The organism is Pinirhizobacter sp., assembly GCF_035317885.1.
GTDB lineage: Bacteria > Pseudomonadota > Gammaproteobacteria > Xanthomonadales > Rhodanobacteraceae > Pinirhizobacter.
In genome coordinates this window covers 1-17,134 of sequence record NZ_DATHFX010000217.1, presented here as the reverse complement: position 1 = coordinate 17,134, position 17,134 = coordinate 1, and the positions used below count along the sequence as shown (strand labels likewise).

Below are 17,134 nucleotides of genomic sequence, written 5' to 3'. Positions count from 1 at the left end.
GGGCGGTCCTCAGGAAGAAAGTAAGGGAATAGTCAGGCGCTGTCATACCAGGAAGGCCGTCAGCACGAAGTCGAGCGCCAGGATGGCGATGGATGACGCCACCACCGTGCGCGTGGTGGCGTAGGCCACGCCTTCGCTGGTGGGCGGCGTGGTGTAACCCTGGAACACGGCGATCAGGGTAACCACGATGCCGAAGACGAAGCTCTTGACGATGACGCCGTCGACGATGTCCTTCCAGACATCGACGGTGGCCGTCATGTTCGACCAGAACGTACCGTTGTCGATGCCCAGCCACGACACGCCTACCAGGTGGCCGCCGAGCACGCCCATGGTGCAGAACATCACGGTAAGCAACGGCACGGCAACGATGCCGGCGAGGAAACGCGGTGCCGCGACGTAGGCCAGGGGATCGACCGCCATCATTTCCATGGCATCGATCTGGTCGGTGGCGCGCATCAAGCCGATTTCGGCGGTGATCGAGGTACCGGCACGACCGGCGAACAGCAATGCCGTGACTACCGGACCAAGCTCGCGGTAGATGGCGATGGCGACCACCGTACCCGTGGCCGATGTGCCGCCGAAAATCGACAGTACATCGTAAAGCTGCAGCGCCAGCACCATGCCCACGAACAGGCCGCAGGTCATGATGATGGTGAGGCTCATCGCACCGACGAACCACACCTGGCGAAGCGTCTCGCGGAAGTGCCGCAACGAGCCCGGCACGGCGCCCAGCAAGGTGAGGCCGAACAGGGCGCAGGCACCGATCTGCGCCAGCGCATTGGACACCACGCCGTTACGTTCGATGCGCGCGTTCATGCGTTCCTCCGCAGGCCCAGTGCCGCGGCGTAGTCGCCGGCGGGGTATTGGAAGGGCACCGGTCCGTCGGGCGAGCCGCCAAAGAATTGTTTTGTCCACGGCGAGCCGTCGTTGGCGAGCGTCGACGGTGCGCCCTGCGCAACGACCTTGCCATTGGCGATCAAATACACGTGGTCAGCCACCTGCTGCACGGCTGCCAGCTCATGGGCCACCAGCACGCTGGTAATCCCCAGGGTTTCATTGAGCGTACGGATCAGCTTCAGCACCTGGTTGAGCGAGATGGGATCCAGGCCCACGAAGGGTTCGTCGTACAGGATCAACATCGGATCGAAGACGATCGCCCGGGCCAGCGCCACGCGCCGGGCCATGCCGCCGGAAAGCTCCGCGGGCGTGAGCGCCGCCGCGCCACGCAAACCCACCGCCTGCAGCTTGGTCAGTACGATGTTGCGGATCAATACCTCTGGCAACGTGGTGTGCTGACGAAGTGGGAACGCCACGTTCTCGAACACGTCGAAGTCGGTGAGCAAGGCTGAGTTCTGGAAAAGGTAGCCAATGCGTTCGCGCAGGTCGAAAAGGTGCTCGCGGCTCAAGGTGCGGACGTCTTCGCCATCCACCAGTACCTGGCCGGCATCGCCGCGCATCTGCCCTGTGATGTGCTTGAGCAGGGTGGTCTTGCCCGTGCCGCTGGGACCCATGATGGCAGTGACCTTGCCACGCGGGATGTCCAGGTCCAGCGCGTCGAAGATCTTCTTGCCATTCAAGACCGTGGTGAGGCCGCGCACCTTGACCATGGGTTCGGAATCGGGTGGCGCGGACGGGATTTCTGTCATCAGGGCACGCCGGGGCTTGGAAAGGGGGACAAGTTACCGGAAATAGGGTTCGGACGCCGGAACCACAAGCGGTTTGGAACGCTCAGACCGCCAATAATTCCGCGATCAGGCTTTCGTGGCGCTTGCGCGCGACGCTGCTGCGCTGGCGGACCGCCCGCACGATGGCTACCAGATCGCCCAGGGCGTCCTCGAAGCGGTCGTTGACGATGATGTAGTCAAATTCATGGGCGTGGGCAATTTCCTCACGCGAATTGAACAGGCGTCGCTCGATCACGTCCGGTGCATCCGAGCCTCGGCCGCGCAGGCGGCGTTCGAGCTCGATCCGGGACGGCGGCAGGATGAATACGCTCACGCAATCGCCCATGCCCTCGCGCACCTGGCGCGCGCCCTGCCAGTCGATTTCCAGCAGCACGTCGCTGCCTACTTTGAGTTTTTCTTCCACCGTGCGGCGCGAGGTGCCGTAGAAATTCCCGTGGACCTCTGCGTGCTCGAGGAAGATGCCCTGTTCGATCTCGCGGGCGAAATCCGAACGCTCGACGAAGTAGTAGTGCCGGCCGTATTCCTCGCCCACCCGCGGTGGCCGAGTGGTATGCGAAATGGAAAGGGATATCGCAGGCTCACGCTCGAGCAGCGCATTGACCAGCGTGGACTTGCCTGCGCCCGATGGCGCGGCCACCACGAACAGCGTGCCAGGTACCGTGGCCGGGGCGTGCGCGTCGCTCATTCGATGTTCTGTACCTGTTCGCGCATCTGCTCGATCAGCACCTTCAACTCCACGGCGGCGTTGGTGGTCCGCGCATCGACGGACTTCGAGCCCAGTGTATTGGCTTCGCGGTTGAATTCCTGCATGAGGAAATCCAGGCGTCGGCCTACCGGTTCGGCCAGCTTCAGCACGCGGCGCGCCTCGGCCACGTGGGTGGCCAGGCGGTCGAGCTCTTCGTCGACGTCAATGCGGGTCACCTGCAGCACCAGTTCCTGCTCGAGCCGTCCCGGTTCCATCGGCTGGCGCATGTCGGCCAGGCGGGCCTCCAGGCGGGCGCGCAGGGCGGCGCGGATCTCCGGCACCCACTGCCGGACGTCGACGACGATGGTTTCGATGGCATCCAGGCGTCCGGCGATGATCTGCCCGAGCTTGTCGCCCTCGCGCTCACGGGTGGCGGTGAGGGCGTCCAGGGCTTCGTCGAGCACCTGCAAAAGCGCTGCCTGCATGGCTTCGGGATCGACGTCAGCCTGCTGCAGCACACCGGGGAACCGCAGCAGTTCGGTGAACTGGGTGGTCATGCCGGGGAAGCGGTTACCCAGGCCGTTGGCCAGTTCTTCCAGATGGGCCAGTAAGACGCTGTCCAGCTGCAGGCCGTCGCCGGCCAGGCGCGCTTCGCTGCGCAGGCGCACCGTGGCATCGACCTTGCCGCGGGACAGCCGGGCGGCGATCCTCTCGCGCAAAGTGCCTTCGTGGGCCCGGAGTTCATCGGGCATGCGCGGGGAGATTTCCAGGTAACGGTGGTTCACCGTGCGCAATTCACAGGCGAGGTTACCCGCGGGACTCGCCGTCTCGGCCGACGCGTAAGCGGTCATGCTGCGAATCATTTGGCGTCCTGCGGGCGAGCCTTGGGGGCCGGCAATGGTAAACTTTCCCGCCCGCCAACGCCAAAGTCCCCCATGACTGCCTTTTCCCGACCCAGCGGCCGACCCGCCGACCAGCTGCGCGCCGTCAGCATCGAACGCCATTACACCCGTCACGCCGAAGGCTCGGTGCTGGTGAGTTTTGGCGACACCCGGGTGCTGTGCAATGCCAGTATCGAAGAACGCACCCCGGCGTGGCTACGCGGCAAGGGCGAAGGCTGGATCACCGCCGAATACGGCATGCTGCCGCGGGCCACCAACGAGCGCATGCAGCGCGAGGCCGCCCGCGGCGGCCAGGGTGGCCGCACCATGGAAATCCAGCGCCTGATCGGCCGCTCGCTGCGCGCCTGCGTCGACCGCGCGGCCTTGGGCGAGCGAGTGATCACCCTGGATTGCGATGTGATCCAGGCCGACGGCGGCACCCGCACGGCAGCCATCACCGGCGCCTATGTGGCACTGGTGGACGCCGTCACCGTGTTGATGAAACGCACCTCGCTCAAGCGCAACCCGATCATCGGCGCCGTGGCGGCGGTGTCCGTGGGCATCGTCAACGGCGTGCCCGTGCTCGACCTCGACTATGCCGAAGACTCCGCCTGCGACACCGACATGAACGTGGTGATGAACGACGGTGGCGGTTTCATCGAAGTGCAAGGCACGGCAGAGGGCCACGCCTTCCGCCGCGATGAGCTCGATGCCCTGCTCGACCTTGCCGGCAAGGGCATCGCCGAACTCGTCACCGCCCAGCGCGCGGCGCTGGCCGAAGGCTGATCATGACCGGCCTCGGGCGCGTCGTGCTGGCGTCATCGAACGCCGGGAAGCTGGCGGAGTTCAGCCAGCTGCTGGCGGGCCTGGGCATCGAGTTCGTCTCACAGGCCAGCCTTGGCGTGGACGACGCCGATGAGACCGGTCGCAGCTTCGTGGAGAACGCGCTGATCAAGGCCCGCCACGCCAGCACGGTCACCGGCCTGCCCGCGTTGGCAGACGACTCGGGCATCTGCGTCGAAGTGCTCGATGGCGCACCAGGGTTGTATGCCGCGCGCTATGCCGGCGTGCACGGCGATGCGGCAGCCAACCGCGCCAAGCTCCTGCGCGAACTTGACGGCAAGCCTGCGAGCGAACGGGGCGCGTACTTCATCGCCGTGATCGTGCTGCTCCGTCATGCCGACGACCCCGCGCCGATCATCGTCGAAGGGCGCTGGTCCGGACGCATCCTCACCGCCGAGCGGGGCGACGGCGGCTTCGGCTACGACCCGCTGTTCCTGCCCGACGGCTTCGAACAAAGCGCCGCCGAGCTCAATCGGGTACTGAAGAACAGCCTGAGCCACCGCGGCCAGGCCGTTGCCGCGCTGCGGGATCGCCTGGCCGCCCGCTGATGCAGCCGCTTTCGCCGCCGTTGTCGCTTTACGTGCATATGCCCTGGTGCGTGAAGAAGTGCCCGTACTGTGATTTCAATTCCCATGGCCTGCGTGGCGAGCCACCCTACGAGGTGTACATCGACGCCCTGCTGGCCGACCTCGACGCAGACCTTGCCGACTTTGGCGAAGCAATCGCCGGGCGACGCATCGACACGGTTTTTTTCGGCGGCGGCACGCCCAGCCTGTTTTCATCCTCCCAGGTGGCGCGTTTCCTGGACGGCGCCCGCGCACGCATCGCCTTTGCCGAAAATACCGAAGTAACGCTGGAGACCAACCCCGGCACCGTCGAGCACGGCCGCTTCGATGGCTACCTCGCCGCCGGGGTCAACCGGCTTTCCTTCGGCATCCAGAGCTTCGACGATGAAAAACTCAAGCGCCTGGGCCGCATCCACTCTGCAAGCGAGGCGAGCGATGCGGTGAAGCTTGCACAGGATGCAGGTTTCCAACGCATCAACCTCGACCTCATGTACGCCCTGCCCGGCCAGGACCTCGCCGGCGCCATCGCCGACGTCGACCGGGCCATCGCCCTGGCACCTAGCCATGTCTCGCACTACCAGCTCACCCTGGAACCGAATACCGCCTTCGCCGCGAACCCTCCCCCGCTCCCGGCCGACGACGATGCCTGGGCGATGCAGGAAGCCTGCGAGGCGCGCCTGGCCGCCGGCGGGTTTGCCCAGTATGAAATCTCCGCCTACGCGCGGCCCGGCGAACCATGCCGGCACAACCTCAACTACTGGCGCTTCGGCGACTACCTGGGCATCGGCGCCGGCGCCCACGGCAAAATCAGTGGCCTGGATGTCCGCCGCCGCTGGAAGACCCGGCACCCCAACGCTTATTTGACGGCCGCCGGAACGCCGGCACGAATCGGTGGCGACACCACCGTGGCCGTCGCCGACCTCCCCTTCGAATACATGCTCAATGCACTGCGGCTGGTGGACGGCGTGGATCTTGCCGGTTTTGCCCAGACCACGGGCCAACCTCTGCAGGCGATTGCCACGCCCCTGGCCGAGGGCATCCGCCGCGGCTGGCTGCGCGACGAGCCCGGACGCCTGCATACCACCCCCCTGGGCCAGCGATTCCTCAACGACGTGATCGAAAGCTTCATGGCATGACTTAAGCACTCCCGGCACAGTGCTTTCGGCCGGTGGCGCCACGCCTGGGCCTTCCCTACACTAGCCGTCACGAGGCAGGGGAGCCACTCGTCACATGTCGCTCGATTCACCCTCACGAACGCACGCCGCTGAGGCGTCTGCCGCCGCATGGCGCGCGGAGCTGTCGCCACGCGCGCGACAGCACGTTGCCCATAGCCTGGCCACCTGCATGGCCTGGCTTGAGGCGCCCCTGCAAGCGTCGCTGTCGGAATTCGACCAGCGCCTATTCCAGATGGCCGATCGCGCACGCAACCACATCGAGCAGCAGGCGTGCTTCGAAAGTCGCCATGTGCTGGAGCGGGGTACCGCCGCCTTCCGCGAGCGTTTCGCCAACGGCCTGCGCGAGCGGTTCATCCGCCTGGGCGACGCCGGCGAACAAAAACGCCTGCAACCGGAACGGCTTGAACTGAGCCTGGTGGATACCACCGAACAGGAAGAAAACGACTCGCTCTCGGTGCTCTCCTCGCGCGCCGAGGCGCGGCATGCCGGCGTGCTGCATGAACTGGGCTTCCGCCTGGCGGTGCTTGCCGCCAGCGCGCCGCTCGATGGCGACGGCCAGCCGGCCGGTCCACGCGCATTGGCGTCGGTATTGCGCGAAGCCGCCACGCCCATGCCGCTTTCCCTGGCCCATCGCCTGCTGATGTTCCAGTGCTTCGACGCGCGCCTGATGGCTAGCCTGGAATCGCTGTATGCCTCGCTCAACGACCACCTTCGCGACAACGGCATACTGCCGCAGCTGCGCGTGGTCTCGTATGCACGTACCACGGCGTCCACGCGCGCCGCGGTCAATGCCCGGGCCGAAGCAGCCCCCGTGCGCGAACCGGTGGCGGCACCCACGCCTGCCAGCGAAGCTGCGCGCAGCGAAAGCATTTCGGTACTGGAAAGCCTGCGCGATCTTCTTTCCAAGCGCACCCGCGAGCCTGCTGTTGCCCACGGCGCCGCACGCCTGGCCAGTACCGACGAACTGCAGATTGCCCTCACAGCGCTGCAGGGCCACCTTTCCGAAGTGGCCGACCACGCCTCACGCGAGATACGCAGCGCCCAGCGCCTGCGCGATGAGCTGGTTACCCAGCTATCGATCAATCGTCCGCCCGGCTCGCCGCCGGTGTCGCTGAGCCCCGAACACAGCGACACGGTGGAACTCACCGCCATGCTGTTCGAGACCCTGGCACAGGAGCTGACCAAGCAGGGCGCCGCACGGTCACTGCTCGGCGGCCTGCAATGGCCGGTGCTGCGCACCGCCGTCACCGACAAGAGCTTCTTCGAACAGCACGACCATCCAGCGCGCAAGCTGGTCAACACCGTGGCCGAGGCCGCGAACGACTGGCTCGACCACGCCGATGCCGATCCGGTGCTCGCCGAGAAGCTCGAGCGCGTGGTGGGCGAAGTGGCCGTGGCGACGGCGATCGATCCGCGCTGGGCCTCCGACATCGAAAACCACGTCGCCGCGCTCAGCCGCAAGGCGCAGGTGGCCGAGCGTCGCCTGGCCGAGGCGATGGAAGGGCGCGAACGCCTGGCGACGGCACGCAAGCGCGCCGCCGAACTGATGGCCGAGCGCATGAACGAGCGCTCGCCACGCGGCGTGCTGCGCATCCTGCTCGAACGCACATGGTCGGACGTACTGGCCCTGAACCTGCTGCGCAACGACGAGAAGAGCCCCGCTTTCCAGGCAAGCCTGGAGATCACCGACCAGTTGCTTGGGCGCACGCCTGTCGCCAACGTGGCGCATTTGCAGGCCGAAGTGGAAACGCGCCTGCAGCACGTGGGCATGCATGCCGACGAAGCGGCCGAAGTTGCCCGCCGCCTGCTTCGCCAGCAGCAGGAAGACGACGCCGCGCCCACCAATACCGACATGGCGATGCGCCTGCGCACACGCCCGCGCTTCGGCGAGGACGTGCTTGCCGCCATTGAACCTGCCACGCCACCCGACGATGAAAGCCGCCTCAAGCCACGCATCCGGGCCGAGCTCGAAGTGCTGCGCCATCGCGAGGCCGGGGCCTGGTATGAATTCATGCAGGCCGATGGCACGCTCGCCCGCCGCAAGCTTGCCTGGTTCAGTGCATCGTCCGGCCGCTGCCTGCTGGTGAACGCCAACGGCATCCGCGCCGAGGACATTACCCTGGCGCAGCTGGCCACCGCCCTGATCGAAGGCAGCGCGCGCGAATACGTGCCACCGCCGTCATCCCTGCTCGACCGCGCATGGCATGCCATCGCCGGCAGCCTGCGTATGTCCGCCGCGAGGACCAGCTGACATGGGCACGTTCGAACAGCGTGGCGCCCCGCGTCGGCGCACCCGCCTGCCGATCCCGGTGATCGACACCATGACCGACCAGATCCTGGGCCAGCTTGGCAACTTGTCGGCCACCGGCATGATGCTGATCGGCGGCCGTGCGCCCAACAGCGCGGCGGTCTACCAGGTGTCAATGTCGCTACCGGGCGCCGATGGCGCCATGTTGCTGGTCGGCATCCAGGAGCAATGGAACGAGCCCGCCACGACGCTGGGCCAGACCTGGTCGGGCTACCGCATCGTGGCCATCAACGACCGCGACGCGGCGCAACTGGACCGCTGGCTGGAACACGCCGCGAGCAGCGAGTACTAGGCCGCCACCTGGCCGAAGGCATCGCGGGTGAGGTTTTCAGGCTCGCCCTCGGTGCACACCACGTCGTCCTCGATGCGGATGCCGCCGTACTTGCGGAAGGCGTCCACGCGCGCCCAGTCGATATCCTTCGCCTCGGGCTTCTGCTTAAGCTCGGCCAGCAGCATGTCGATGAAGTAGAGCCCCGGCTCGATCGTCACCACCATGCCCGGCGCCAGGGTGCGCGTCAGGCGCAGGTAAGGATGGCCATCGGGGCGCTTGATGAAGCCGCCATTTTCGCTTTCCTGGAAGCCGGCCACTTCGTGCACCTGCATGCCGATGCCATGGCCCAGGCCATGCGGGAAAAACACCGCCGACACACCCGATGCCACCGCGCTCTCGGCGCTCATGCGGATGAACCCGTGCTCGCGCAGTATGTCCGCCAGAACGTGGTGCGCGTGGACATGAAGCCTGGCGTAGTCCAGGCCTGCCTTCACTTGCGCGCAGAACGACTGCTGGGCCGCTTCCACCGAATCAATCAGCGCCTGGAATTCCGGGGCCTGGGGCGAGGCATAGGTGCGCGTGATGTCGCTGGCATAACCCGAGGCGCTCGCACCGGCGTCGATCAGGAACGAAAGGCTGGGCTTGGGCGGCTCGCGGTCGAAGTTGGTGTAGTGCAGCACCGAACCATGCTGGTTCAGGCCCACGATCGAGGCATAGGGCAACTCAGCGTCGATCTGGCCGACGGCGCTGAGGTAATCCATGTGGATGCCCAATTCGCTCTTGCCGGCGCGGAAGGCGGCCTCCGCGGCACGGTGGCCGCGCGCGCCACGCTCACTGGCAATGCGCATCAGGGCCAGTTCGTAAGGCGTCTTGAAGGCGCGGTGGAAGTGAAGGTAGTCCATCACCGCCGCCGTGGCGCTGGGGGCAAAACCGTCCAGGCGCACATTGTCGTCGGCGATGATCGCGCTGCGCGATGCTTCGGGCAGGTGCGCCGCGGCCTCGGCGGGCTCGCGGATCACGACGATGTCGAAGTGCTCCACCCAGTAGCCCGACGGCGCCTCGGGTACGACGTGCCAATAATCGCGCGGCTGCAGGAAAATAAGCGTGGGCTTCTTGCCCGGCGTATAGGCGATCCAGCTGCCCGGCGCGTCGATCAGCGGCAACCAGTGCTTGAAGTGCGGGCTCACCACGAACGGGTAGTAGTTGTCGTCCAGGAAGCGGACGATCGGCCTCCCGGCGGCCACCACCAGGTGGTCGAAACCACCCAGCGCCAGCGCCTTGTCGGTGCGATCGCGCACCGTGGCCAGGTGCGGGGGATAAAGGGCGGCAAGGGCGCTGGACATCGTGGGGCTCCGGTCCGGATGGGGGCAAACACCAATGGTGCGCCTTGATGCCCGGCGCGCCAAGTGTGGGCAGCAGGGCTAACCCCGCCCGAACACCACGGCAAAACGGCCCTGCGCGTCGCCCAGGGCCGTGCGCAGCAGACGCGCCGGGGTATCCGGTGCCGGATCGATCAGTTCGCGCAGGTGTGCGCCCCAGAGCGTCACGGCCAGTTCTCCGCAGGCAAAGCCATTCCCGGGCGAATGCCAGTGCGGCAGCGGCGTCCAGCCACCACAGGCCGGGCACACCAGGGGCGCCGTCTCCGAGCCTTCGGTCCAGACGCTCAGCGCTTCTTCCAGATAAGCGCTTTCCTCACCGCCCATCACCACCAGGTGCCCGCATTCGGGGCAAGCCAGGTCCACGTCGTCGGCAGCGAATAGCCCCATCTCGCCACCGCCCTCGACAAGGTGCGCGCCGTCATGCACATCGGCGATCCATCGATGGGCGCGCACGTGGATCCCGATGGCGACGATACCCGGGGCGACCAGGAGCGACGCATCATCGCCGCGCACGGTGAACAGGGCCGCCCTTAACAGGCTCGAACCACCATCCTGGCTCCACAAGCCAGGGGACCGGTCGATGGCCGCCAACGAAACCAGCCGCCGGTGCAATGCCGTGGCGGTCGCCACCGCCCCGATGGCGGGAAGGCGATCATCAACCAGCGCTGTCCAGGGCGTGAGCATGAGGGAAAGGATCGTCGCTGCAGTCAGGGATTTTGCCGTGGGACATTCACGATGCGCGGCTGCCCAGCAGGTCTTCCAATTCCTCAATGCCCTTGGGTACGTCGCCGGTGAGCACCTGCGGACCATCGCGGCCCACGGCCACGTCGTCCTCGATACGGATGCCGATCCCGCGCCATCGTTCAGGGACCGACCGCTCGTCCGGATCGATGTACACGCCAGGCTCCACCGTCACCACCATACCCGGCTCCAGCAGCCGTGGTTCGCCATCCACGCGATAGTCCCCGACATCATGAACGTCCAGGCCCAGCCAGTGACCGGTCTTGCCGGGAAAGAATTTTTTGTAGGCCGCCGAGGCGATCGCCTTGGCTGGCGTTCCCTTGAGCAGGCCAAGCGCACACAGGCCTTCGGTGATCACCTCGACCGCGACATCGTGCGCGGCGCTGAATACCTGGCCCGGGCGCACTTCGTCGATGGCAGCGGCCTGCGCACTCAACACGATGTCGTAGAGCGCACGTTGCTCGGGCGAGAATTTTCCACCCACCGGATAGGTACGGGTGATGTCCGAGGCGTAGCAATCCACTTCCGCGCCGGCGTCCACCAGCAGCAGGTCGCCATCGCGCAGGCGCGCGCGATTGGCCTGGTAGTGCATGACGCAGGCATTGGCGCCGCCGGCGACGGTGGGGGGAAAGGCCGGCACCGCCCCGTTGCCGCGCATCACGCGCAACAGTTCGCCTTCCACCTCGTATTCGGCAACGCCCGGCCGGGCCACGCGCATGGCGGCCAGGTGCGCCTTGGCGGCAATGGACGCTGACTGCTTCATCAGCGCCAGCTCCGCTTTCGACTTGTACAGCCGCAGATCGTGCAGTAGGTGGCCCAGGGCCACGAACTCCTTGGGCACCACGCCGCCACCCCGGGCGGAGCGCAGGCGGCGCATCCAGCTGAGCAAACGTGCATCGAATTCAGGTTCGGCGCCAAAATGACAGTACAGGCGCGCCCTGCCCTCAATCATGCCCGGCAGGATGTCGTCGATGTCCTCGATCGGGAAGGCGTCGTCCAGTTTCAGCTGTTCGGCGGCGCGCTCGGTGCCCAGCCGCTCACCGTCCCAGCGTTCGCGCTCGGCGTCGCGCTCGCGGCAGAACAGCACCGCCTCGCCCTGGCTGCGGCCTGGCAGCAGGGCCAGGATGCTGTCCGGCTCGCCGAAGCCCGACAGGTAATGGAAATCCGAATGCTGGCGGTACGGCCAGGGTGCGTCGGCGTTGCGCATGCGCTCGGGGGCCGCGGCGACAATGATCGCGGCATCCTCGCCGGCCATGCGCATCAGCTGGCGCCGGCGGCGCGCGTACTCGGTCGCCGCGATCAATGCAGGGTATCGCTGGCCGGTGGTTCGCCGGCGGCAAGTTCGGCGTGTAGCAGCAGTACGCCCACGCGGACAAATTCCTCAAGCTCGGTATATGAGGCTTCGTCTTCCTCCTCGTCGCCGCGGTCGAGGTCGGACGAGGCGATCACGCCAAGGTCGCGCAGCACTTCGCGCGCTTCCTCGGAAAGATCGCCATGGCCACGGGAACCGGCCAGCCCCAGGCCGCCAAGGAAACCCCGGCACCATTCCACCAGGGCATCGGCGCGATCACCCACCGGGGCGTCGTCGTCAGGCAGCAGCAACTGGAAGGCAAACTCAGGGTCCGACAGGGCTTCTTCGCTTTCCTGGCGCAGCCGCGACAGCAGGGAGAGGTCTGGGCCGGTGGGTGCCTTGCCTTCCTCCAGGTGCAGGGCCGGCAATACGCCAAGCCCACCGAAGTGGCCGCCACCGCTCAAGAAACCGCACAGAGAGCCATGCAACTCGCTGGCCTCGGTACCCAGTTCCAGGCGCACGACGAGCCGGTCGAGATCGTCGAAAGTGACACTCTGGCCGGTGCCCATGACTCGCCTCCTGCAAAGAGCCTAAGTCTAACGCAGCTCTTGCTGTCATCCGGTGGCGGTTTGCTATAGTCCGCCCATGCCGACACCCTCTGATGTTTCCGCCGAAATCGACGCCCTGGGGCACAGCCTGGACCAGCTCGCCGAGACGGTCCGGCGACTGACCGAGGAAAACCGCAGCCTCCGCCACAGCCAGGAACAGCTGGCCAGTGAGCGCGCAGGCCTGGTAGCGCGCAATGAACAGGCGCGCCAGCGGGTCGAGGCGATGATCCAGCGCCTCAAGGCGCTGGAAAGCACCCCTTAAGGACGTATCCCGCCATGTCCACCGCCGAACCGGTCGCCCTGCGACTGCTGGACCGCGAGTTCCACATCGCCTGCGCCCCGGAAGAGCGCGCCGGCCTCGTGGCCGCGGCGCAGTACCTGGACGGCAAGATGCGGGAACTAAAGGTAAATGCGCGCGCGCCGGGCTTCGACCGCATCGCCGTTTTGGCCGCGGTTTCCATCGCCCATGAGCTCCTGGGCCTGAAGGTCGAGCACGCCGCCCAGGAACTGGCGCTGACCGAAGGTTTGGGCAATCTGCGAAAGAAGCTTGAAGGTGTGCTCGACGGCCACATAAAATAGAGACGGCGTTTTCTGCGGTGTTCGATAGCGCATCCTTACATTTGCCTTGTTCCTATAAACGGCCCCGGGTCGGCCAGTTCACGGATTGTGTGCATGTCCGCCGCGTGCGGAAAGCCTTAGAGCCGTGATGGTCCTCCCACCTGATCCTCGTGGATCAAGGTCGTTCGGTGTGCAACGGCATTGCGGTTAACGCCACTTACTTTCCTTTGACTGGGCCTGTCAGTCTTATGCCAACAAGTCCCAGCCAGCGACGCGAACTGCGTGGCGACCTCGCCCAGCGACGTCGCGAGCTCGGGCCCGCCGAGCGCATGGGCGCGGCCCAGGGCCTGCGCCGGAGCCTTGAGTCGCTCCCCGAATTCCTTACCGAGACAAAAGTCGCCGGCTACTGGGCAACCGGTGGCGAGCTGCCGCTGAACCTTGCCATCGCCGGCCTTGCCGAGCGAGGCCAGCATTTCTACCTGCCGGTGATCGACAGCAACCGCCGCCTTTGCTTCGTTCCCTGGCGCACGGGCGACGAAGTGGCGCCGAACCGGCTTGGCATCCCGGAGCCCGTCAACCAGGACCACGTCACTGCACCCAACCAGATGGATCTGGTACTGGTGCCGTTGCTCGGCTTCGACCGCAAGGGCAACCGCCTGGGGTTCGGCGGCGGCTACTACGACCGCAGCTTCGATTTCCTCAACGTCCCCGGGCGCCCCGCGCAGCCGCTGCTGGTGGGCGTGGGTTATTCCTTCCAGGAAGTAAAATCGATCGAGACGGCCCACTGGGATGTCCCGCTCGACTACATCGCCACGGAAAAAGAGCTCATCGACTGCACGGGCGGGAAATGAACTACTGGCTGATGAAGTCCGAGCCGGACACGTTTTCGATCGACGACCTCAAACGCAAGGGCAAGGAGGCCTGGGACGGCGTCCGCAACTACCAGGCGCGCAACTTCATGCGCGACGGCATGCGGGTTGGCGACAAGGTCTTCTTCTACCACTCCAACTGTGCCGTGCCCGGTATCGCCGGCATCGCGTCGGTAGCCACCGCCGCCTATCCCGATCCCTCCCAGTTCGATCCGAAGAGCGACTACTTCGACGCCGGCGCGAAGCGCGAGGATCCACGCTGGATGCTGGTGGACGTCAAGTTCGTCCGGAAGCTCAAGCGCGTCATTTCGCTTGAAGAACTCAAGGGCATCGAGGAACTGGCCGACATGGCGCTGGTCCGCAAGGGTAACCGGCTTTCGGTGATGCCGGTTTCCAAGCCACATTGGGACTACATCCTTACCCTGGAGTGATGGCCATGAGCCAGAACGAAAAGCGCCTCGCTGGCGAAGCCGCCCTCCGCTACGTCGAGAAGGGCGCCGTCATCGGCGTCGGTACCGGCTCTACGGTTGCCTTCTTCATCGATGCACTGGCTTCGATGAAAAACGACATCCAGGGCGCGGTGTCCAGTTCCGAACAGTCCACCCGCCAGCTGAAGTCGCACGGCATCGACGTACTCGACCTCAACGCCGTGGGGCCGCTGGATATCTACATCGACGGCGCCGACGAGTGCGATCCGCACAAGCGCCTGATCAAGGGCGGCGGCGCGGCACTCACCCGCGAAAAGATCATCGCATCGGCATCGAAGACCTTCGTCTGCATCATGGATTCATCCAAGCAGGTGGACGTGCTCGGCACGTTCCCGCTGCCGGTGGAAGTGATCCCCATGGCACGCAGCCACGTGGCCCGGGAGATTTCCGCCATGGGCGGCCAGCCGGTATGGCGCGATGGCGTGGTCACCGACAACGGCAACTGGATCCTCGACGTGCACGGCTGGCGCATCGTCGATCCCGTCGGCACGGAAAACAAGCTCAACCAGATCGTCGGCGTGGTCACCTGCGGCCTATTCGCCGCGCGCCCGGCCGACATCGTGCTGGTCGGCGACAGGGTGCTTGGCTAGTTACCAGCGGTAGCGCACGGATGCGGTGACCGTGCGCGGGTAACCGTAGTAGCACCAGATCGCACTGTTGCAAGCGGTAATGTAGTTGCGGTCGGTAAGGTTCGAGCCCGTTAGCTGCACGCGCCACTGCTCGAAGTCGTAGTGCACGTTGGCGTCGAAGAGGGCGTAGCCGCCGGTTGGAAAGTCGTTGTTGGCATCGCCATAGTGGCGCCCGATGTAGCGTACGCCACCGCCGAAGCCAAGACCCGCCAGGCTGCCTTCGTGCAGGGAATAATCCGCCGACACCGAGCCCTGCCGATTGGGCACCAGCGCCACGCGCTTGCCGCGGCTGGCATCGTTGGCCTCGGTGACGCGGGCGTCCGTCCAGGCCCAGGCGGCCGTCATGCTGAAGTCGTCGGTGATGGCGACGTTCGCCTCCAGTTCTGCGCCACGCGTGCGCGTGCGGCCCTGCTGGATCGAGAACAGGATGTGATCGGGATCAACCGTCAACGCATTCTTCTGCGTCAGCTGGTAGACGGCTGCGGTCAGTAGCGTGAGGCCATCGGGCGATGCGTACTTCACGCCGCCCTCGTACTGGTCGCCCGTGATCGGCTTGAAGGATTCACCGGCGAAGGTGGCACCGACGGTGGTCTTGAACGAGTGGGAATAGGCCAGGTACGGCACCACACCCGAATCGAAGTTGTAGTTCAGGCCCAGGCGGCCAGAGAACGCGTTGTCCGTCTGCTTGCGATGCGTGCCTGCGATGATGTCGTCGGTATCGTTGGTCACCCAGTCGTTGCGGCCGCTGGCGACGATGCCCCACTTGCCCCAGTTGACCTGGTCCTGCACATAGGCACCGGTCTGGCGCAACGTGGATTCGGTACGCGAGGTATAGGGGATGCGATCGATCGGCGCGCCGTATACGGGATTGTAGATATCGATCGTCGGTGCGCTGCCGAAGGCCGAGCGGCTGTCGTCGCTGTTGCGCAGGTAATCCACGCCCATCAGCACGGTGTGCTCGGCGCTGCCGGTGGCGAACTTCGCCTGCACCTGGTTATCCACGGCGAACAGGTGCGTGCGGTCATACACCGGGAAGTTGTAGCGGTTGAGCGTGCTCAGGTCGTCCTGCAAACCCAGGCTGCCGATGGACCGGTGGTCCACCATCGCGTCTTCCACGCGCAGGTCCTGGCGTACCGACCACGTGTCGTTGAACCGATGGCTGAAGTCCCAGCCGATGGATTTGTCGGTCTTGTGGTAGAAATCGTAGCCCGGCTCGCCAGGATTCACGTCGCGGGGAATACGGCCGTTGGGATTGGGCAGCAACGTGCCCTGCTCGGGCAGGAAGCCGCCCACGCCGTTGGACAATGCGCGCTGGTAACGGGCAAGCAAGGTGAACGACGTATCGTCGTCGGGTTTCCAGGTGAGGCTTGGCGCGAAGTAGTAGCGGTCGTCCTGCGAATGCTTCAGCGGCGAATCGCCCTGGCGCGCCAGCGCCACCACGCGGTAGAGCCAGTGGCCGTCGTTATCGAGCTGTCCGCCGACATCGCCGGCAAGCTGTTTCTCACCGAAGCTGCCGACCGTGGCTTCCACTTCGCGCGGCGCATCCAGGCTCGGGCGCTTGCTGGTCATGCTGATCATGCCGCCCGGCGGCAGCTGGCCATACACCGCGGACGACGGCCCCTTGTTCACCTCCACGCGCTCAAGACCATACGGCTCGATACGCGAATCGGAGGTCCAGGCGCCGGTTGGCAGGGCCAGACCGTCGAGGAAACGCGCCGGGTCGTAGCCGCGGACGAGAATCCAGTCGCTGCGCGGGTCCATGCCATAGCTGCCGCCGACCACGCCCGCCAGGTAGCGCACCGACTCATCCAGCCCCTGCACGCCGTACGCCTGCATGCGGTCCGGCGTGATCACCGAGACCGACTGCGGGATCTGCACCACCGGCGTTTCGGTCTTGGTGGTGGAATAGACCACGTTCACCGCTTCCATGGTCTTGGCATCGACCGGCGCACTGGACGTGGTTTCCTGTGCGGCAGCCGGGGCGGTCAGGGCGAAGGCGATGGCAGCGAGCAGCGCCGGCCGGGAGAGAGGCTTGGACACGGGTTTCATCCGGACAGGTCGGCCGCGCGGGGTGCTGCGGCCGGATTATCGCGAATGATAACGGTTCTTATTACAATATCAAAGCCAATCCCGGCCAGGCGCTCTCATTTGGCGGCG

The 17,134-nt window shown here is 65.9% G+C and carries 19 protein-coding genes and 1 other RNA gene; 11 read left to right on the top strand and 9 right to left on the bottom strand.

What is annotated here, in order from left to right:
- Positions 1-42: 42 nt before the first annotated feature.
- The 4 genes from mlaE to VK519_RS06995 all read right to left on the bottom strand — a co-directional run bounded on the left by mlaE (position 43) and on the right by VK519_RS06995 (position 3,233).
- A complete protein-coding gene (gene mlaE, locus VK519_RS07010) occupies positions 43-816 on the bottom strand; it encodes a lipid asymmetry maintenance ABC transporter permease subunit MlaE (RefSeq protein ID WP_324348524.1) in 774 nt (257 codons plus the stop codon).
- Positions 813-1,646: an ABC transporter ATP-binding protein gene (locus VK519_RS07005; RefSeq protein WP_324348523.1), complete on the bottom strand. Its 834-nt coding sequence runs from the start codon at positions 1,644-1,646 to the stop codon at positions 813-815. Before VK519_RS07005 ends, mlaE begins: the two co-directional genes overlap by 4 nt.
- Before the next feature lie 82 nt (positions 1,647-1,728).
- Positions 1,729-2,370 (bottom strand): guanylate kinase, encoded by a 642-nt coding sequence (gmk, locus tag VK519_RS07000; RefSeq protein ID WP_324348522.1) that lies wholly within the window; start codon positions 2,368-2,370, stop codon positions 1,729-1,731.
- Positions 2,367-3,233, bottom strand: coding sequence for a YicC/YloC family endoribonuclease (locus VK519_RS06995; RefSeq protein ID WP_324348520.1), 867 nt, complete (start codon positions 3,231-3,233; stop codon positions 2,367-2,369). The genes gmk and VK519_RS06995 overlap by 4 nt, the downstream gene beginning before the upstream one ends.
- Positions 3,234-3,305: 72 nt before the next feature.
- Here VK519_RS06995 and rph point away from each other — a divergent pair, with 72 nt between their 5' ends.
- From rph to VK519_RS06970, 5 genes are all read left to right on the top strand, one after another.
- A complete protein-coding gene (gene rph / locus VK519_RS06990; protein ID WP_324348518.1) occupies positions 3,306-4,037 on the top strand; it encodes a ribonuclease PH in 732 nt (243 codons plus the stop codon).
- Positions 4,038-4,039: 2 nt separating this feature from the next.
- Positions 4,040-4,642 (top strand): RdgB/HAM1 family non-canonical purine NTP pyrophosphatase, encoded by a 603-nt coding sequence (rdgB, locus tag VK519_RS06985; protein ID WP_324348516.1) that lies wholly within the window; start codon positions 4,040-4,042, stop codon positions 4,640-4,642.
- The gene (gene hemW, locus VK519_RS06980) at positions 4,642-5,796 is read left to right on the top strand and encodes a radical SAM family heme chaperone HemW (protein WP_324348514.1); all 1,155 of its coding nucleotides are present in this window, start codon (positions 4,642-4,644) and stop codon (positions 5,794-5,796) included. The genes rdgB and hemW overlap by 1 nt, the downstream gene beginning before the upstream one ends.
- A gap of 208 nt (positions 5,797-6,004) precedes the next feature.
- Positions 6,005-8,086: a DUF1631 family protein gene (locus VK519_RS06975; protein ID WP_524538982.1), complete on the top strand. Its 2,082-nt coding sequence runs from the start codon at positions 6,005-6,007 to the stop codon at positions 8,084-8,086.
- A 1-nt stretch (position 8,087) separates the two neighbouring features.
- Positions 8,088-8,435 (top strand): PilZ domain-containing protein, encoded by a 348-nt coding sequence (locus VK519_RS06970; RefSeq protein ID WP_324348510.1) that lies wholly within the window; start codon positions 8,088-8,090, stop codon positions 8,433-8,435.
- On the opposite strand, the gene pepQ is transcribed toward VK519_RS06970, so the two are convergent.
- The 4 genes from pepQ to VK519_RS06950 form a co-directional block, all read right to left on the bottom strand.
- Positions 8,432-9,757 carry a Xaa-Pro dipeptidase gene (gene pepQ / locus VK519_RS06965; protein ID WP_324348508.1) on the bottom strand — a complete coding sequence of 442 codons (1,326 nt, stop codon included), beginning with the start codon at positions 9,755-9,757 and terminating at the stop codon, positions 8,432-8,434. The two genes, VK519_RS06970 and pepQ, sit on opposite strands and share 4 nt — an antisense overlap.
- 78 nt (positions 9,758-9,835) lie before the next feature.
- Entirely contained in the window at positions 9,836-10,477 is a 642-nt protein-coding gene (locus VK519_RS06960) for a hypothetical protein (RefSeq protein ID WP_324348506.1), read from the bottom strand.
- A gap of 46 nt (positions 10,478-10,523) precedes the next feature.
- A complete protein-coding gene (locus VK519_RS06955) occupies positions 10,524-11,837 on the bottom strand; it encodes an aminopeptidase P N-terminal domain-containing protein (RefSeq protein ID WP_324348505.1) in 1,314 nt (437 codons plus the stop codon).
- The gene (locus tag VK519_RS06950) at positions 11,834-12,394 is read right to left on the bottom strand and encodes a UPF0149 family protein (RefSeq protein WP_324348503.1); all 561 of its coding nucleotides are present in this window, start codon (positions 12,392-12,394) and stop codon (positions 11,834-11,836) included. The genes VK519_RS06955 and VK519_RS06950 overlap by 4 nt, the downstream gene beginning before the upstream one ends.
- Before the next feature lie 76 nt (positions 12,395-12,470).
- On the opposite strand from VK519_RS06950, the gene VK519_RS06945 reads away from it, so the two are divergent.
- The 6 genes from VK519_RS06945 to rpiA all read left to right on the top strand — a co-directional run bounded on the left by VK519_RS06945 (position 12,471) and on the right by rpiA (position 14,938).
- Positions 12,471-12,695 carry a TIGR02449 family protein gene (locus VK519_RS06945; RefSeq protein WP_250624847.1) on the top strand — a complete coding sequence of 75 codons (225 nt, stop codon included), beginning with the start codon at positions 12,471-12,473 and terminating at the stop codon, positions 12,693-12,695.
- A 14-nt stretch (positions 12,696-12,709) separates the two neighbouring features.
- Entirely contained in the window at positions 12,710-13,012 is a 303-nt protein-coding gene (locus tag VK519_RS06940; RefSeq protein ID WP_250624846.1) for a cell division protein ZapA, read from the top strand.
- A 6-nt stretch (positions 13,013-13,018) separates the two neighbouring features.
- Positions 13,019-13,205, top strand: a non-coding RNA gene (gene ssrS, locus VK519_RS06935) — 6S RNA.
- Positions 13,206-13,239: 34 nt separating this feature from the next.
- Positions 13,240-13,842 (top strand): 5-formyltetrahydrofolate cyclo-ligase, encoded by a 603-nt coding sequence (locus VK519_RS06930; protein ID WP_324348499.1) that lies wholly within the window; start codon positions 13,240-13,242, stop codon positions 13,840-13,842.
- A complete protein-coding gene (locus VK519_RS06925; protein ID WP_324348497.1) occupies positions 13,839-14,291 on the top strand; it encodes an EVE domain-containing protein in 453 nt (150 codons plus the stop codon). Before VK519_RS06930 ends, VK519_RS06925 begins: the two co-directional genes overlap by 4 nt.
- A 5-nt stretch (positions 14,292-14,296) precedes the next feature.
- Positions 14,297-14,938 carry a ribose-5-phosphate isomerase RpiA gene (rpiA, locus tag VK519_RS06920; RefSeq protein ID WP_324348496.1) on the top strand — a complete coding sequence of 214 codons (642 nt, stop codon included), beginning with the start codon at positions 14,297-14,299 and terminating at the stop codon, positions 14,936-14,938.
- Here rpiA and VK519_RS06915 read toward each other — a convergent pair whose 3' ends face one another.
- Positions 14,939-17,026 (bottom strand): TonB-dependent siderophore receptor, encoded by a 2,088-nt coding sequence (locus VK519_RS06915; RefSeq protein ID WP_324348494.1) that lies wholly within the window; start codon positions 17,024-17,026, stop codon positions 14,939-14,941.
- Between the last annotated feature and the right edge of the window lie 108 nt (positions 17,027-17,134).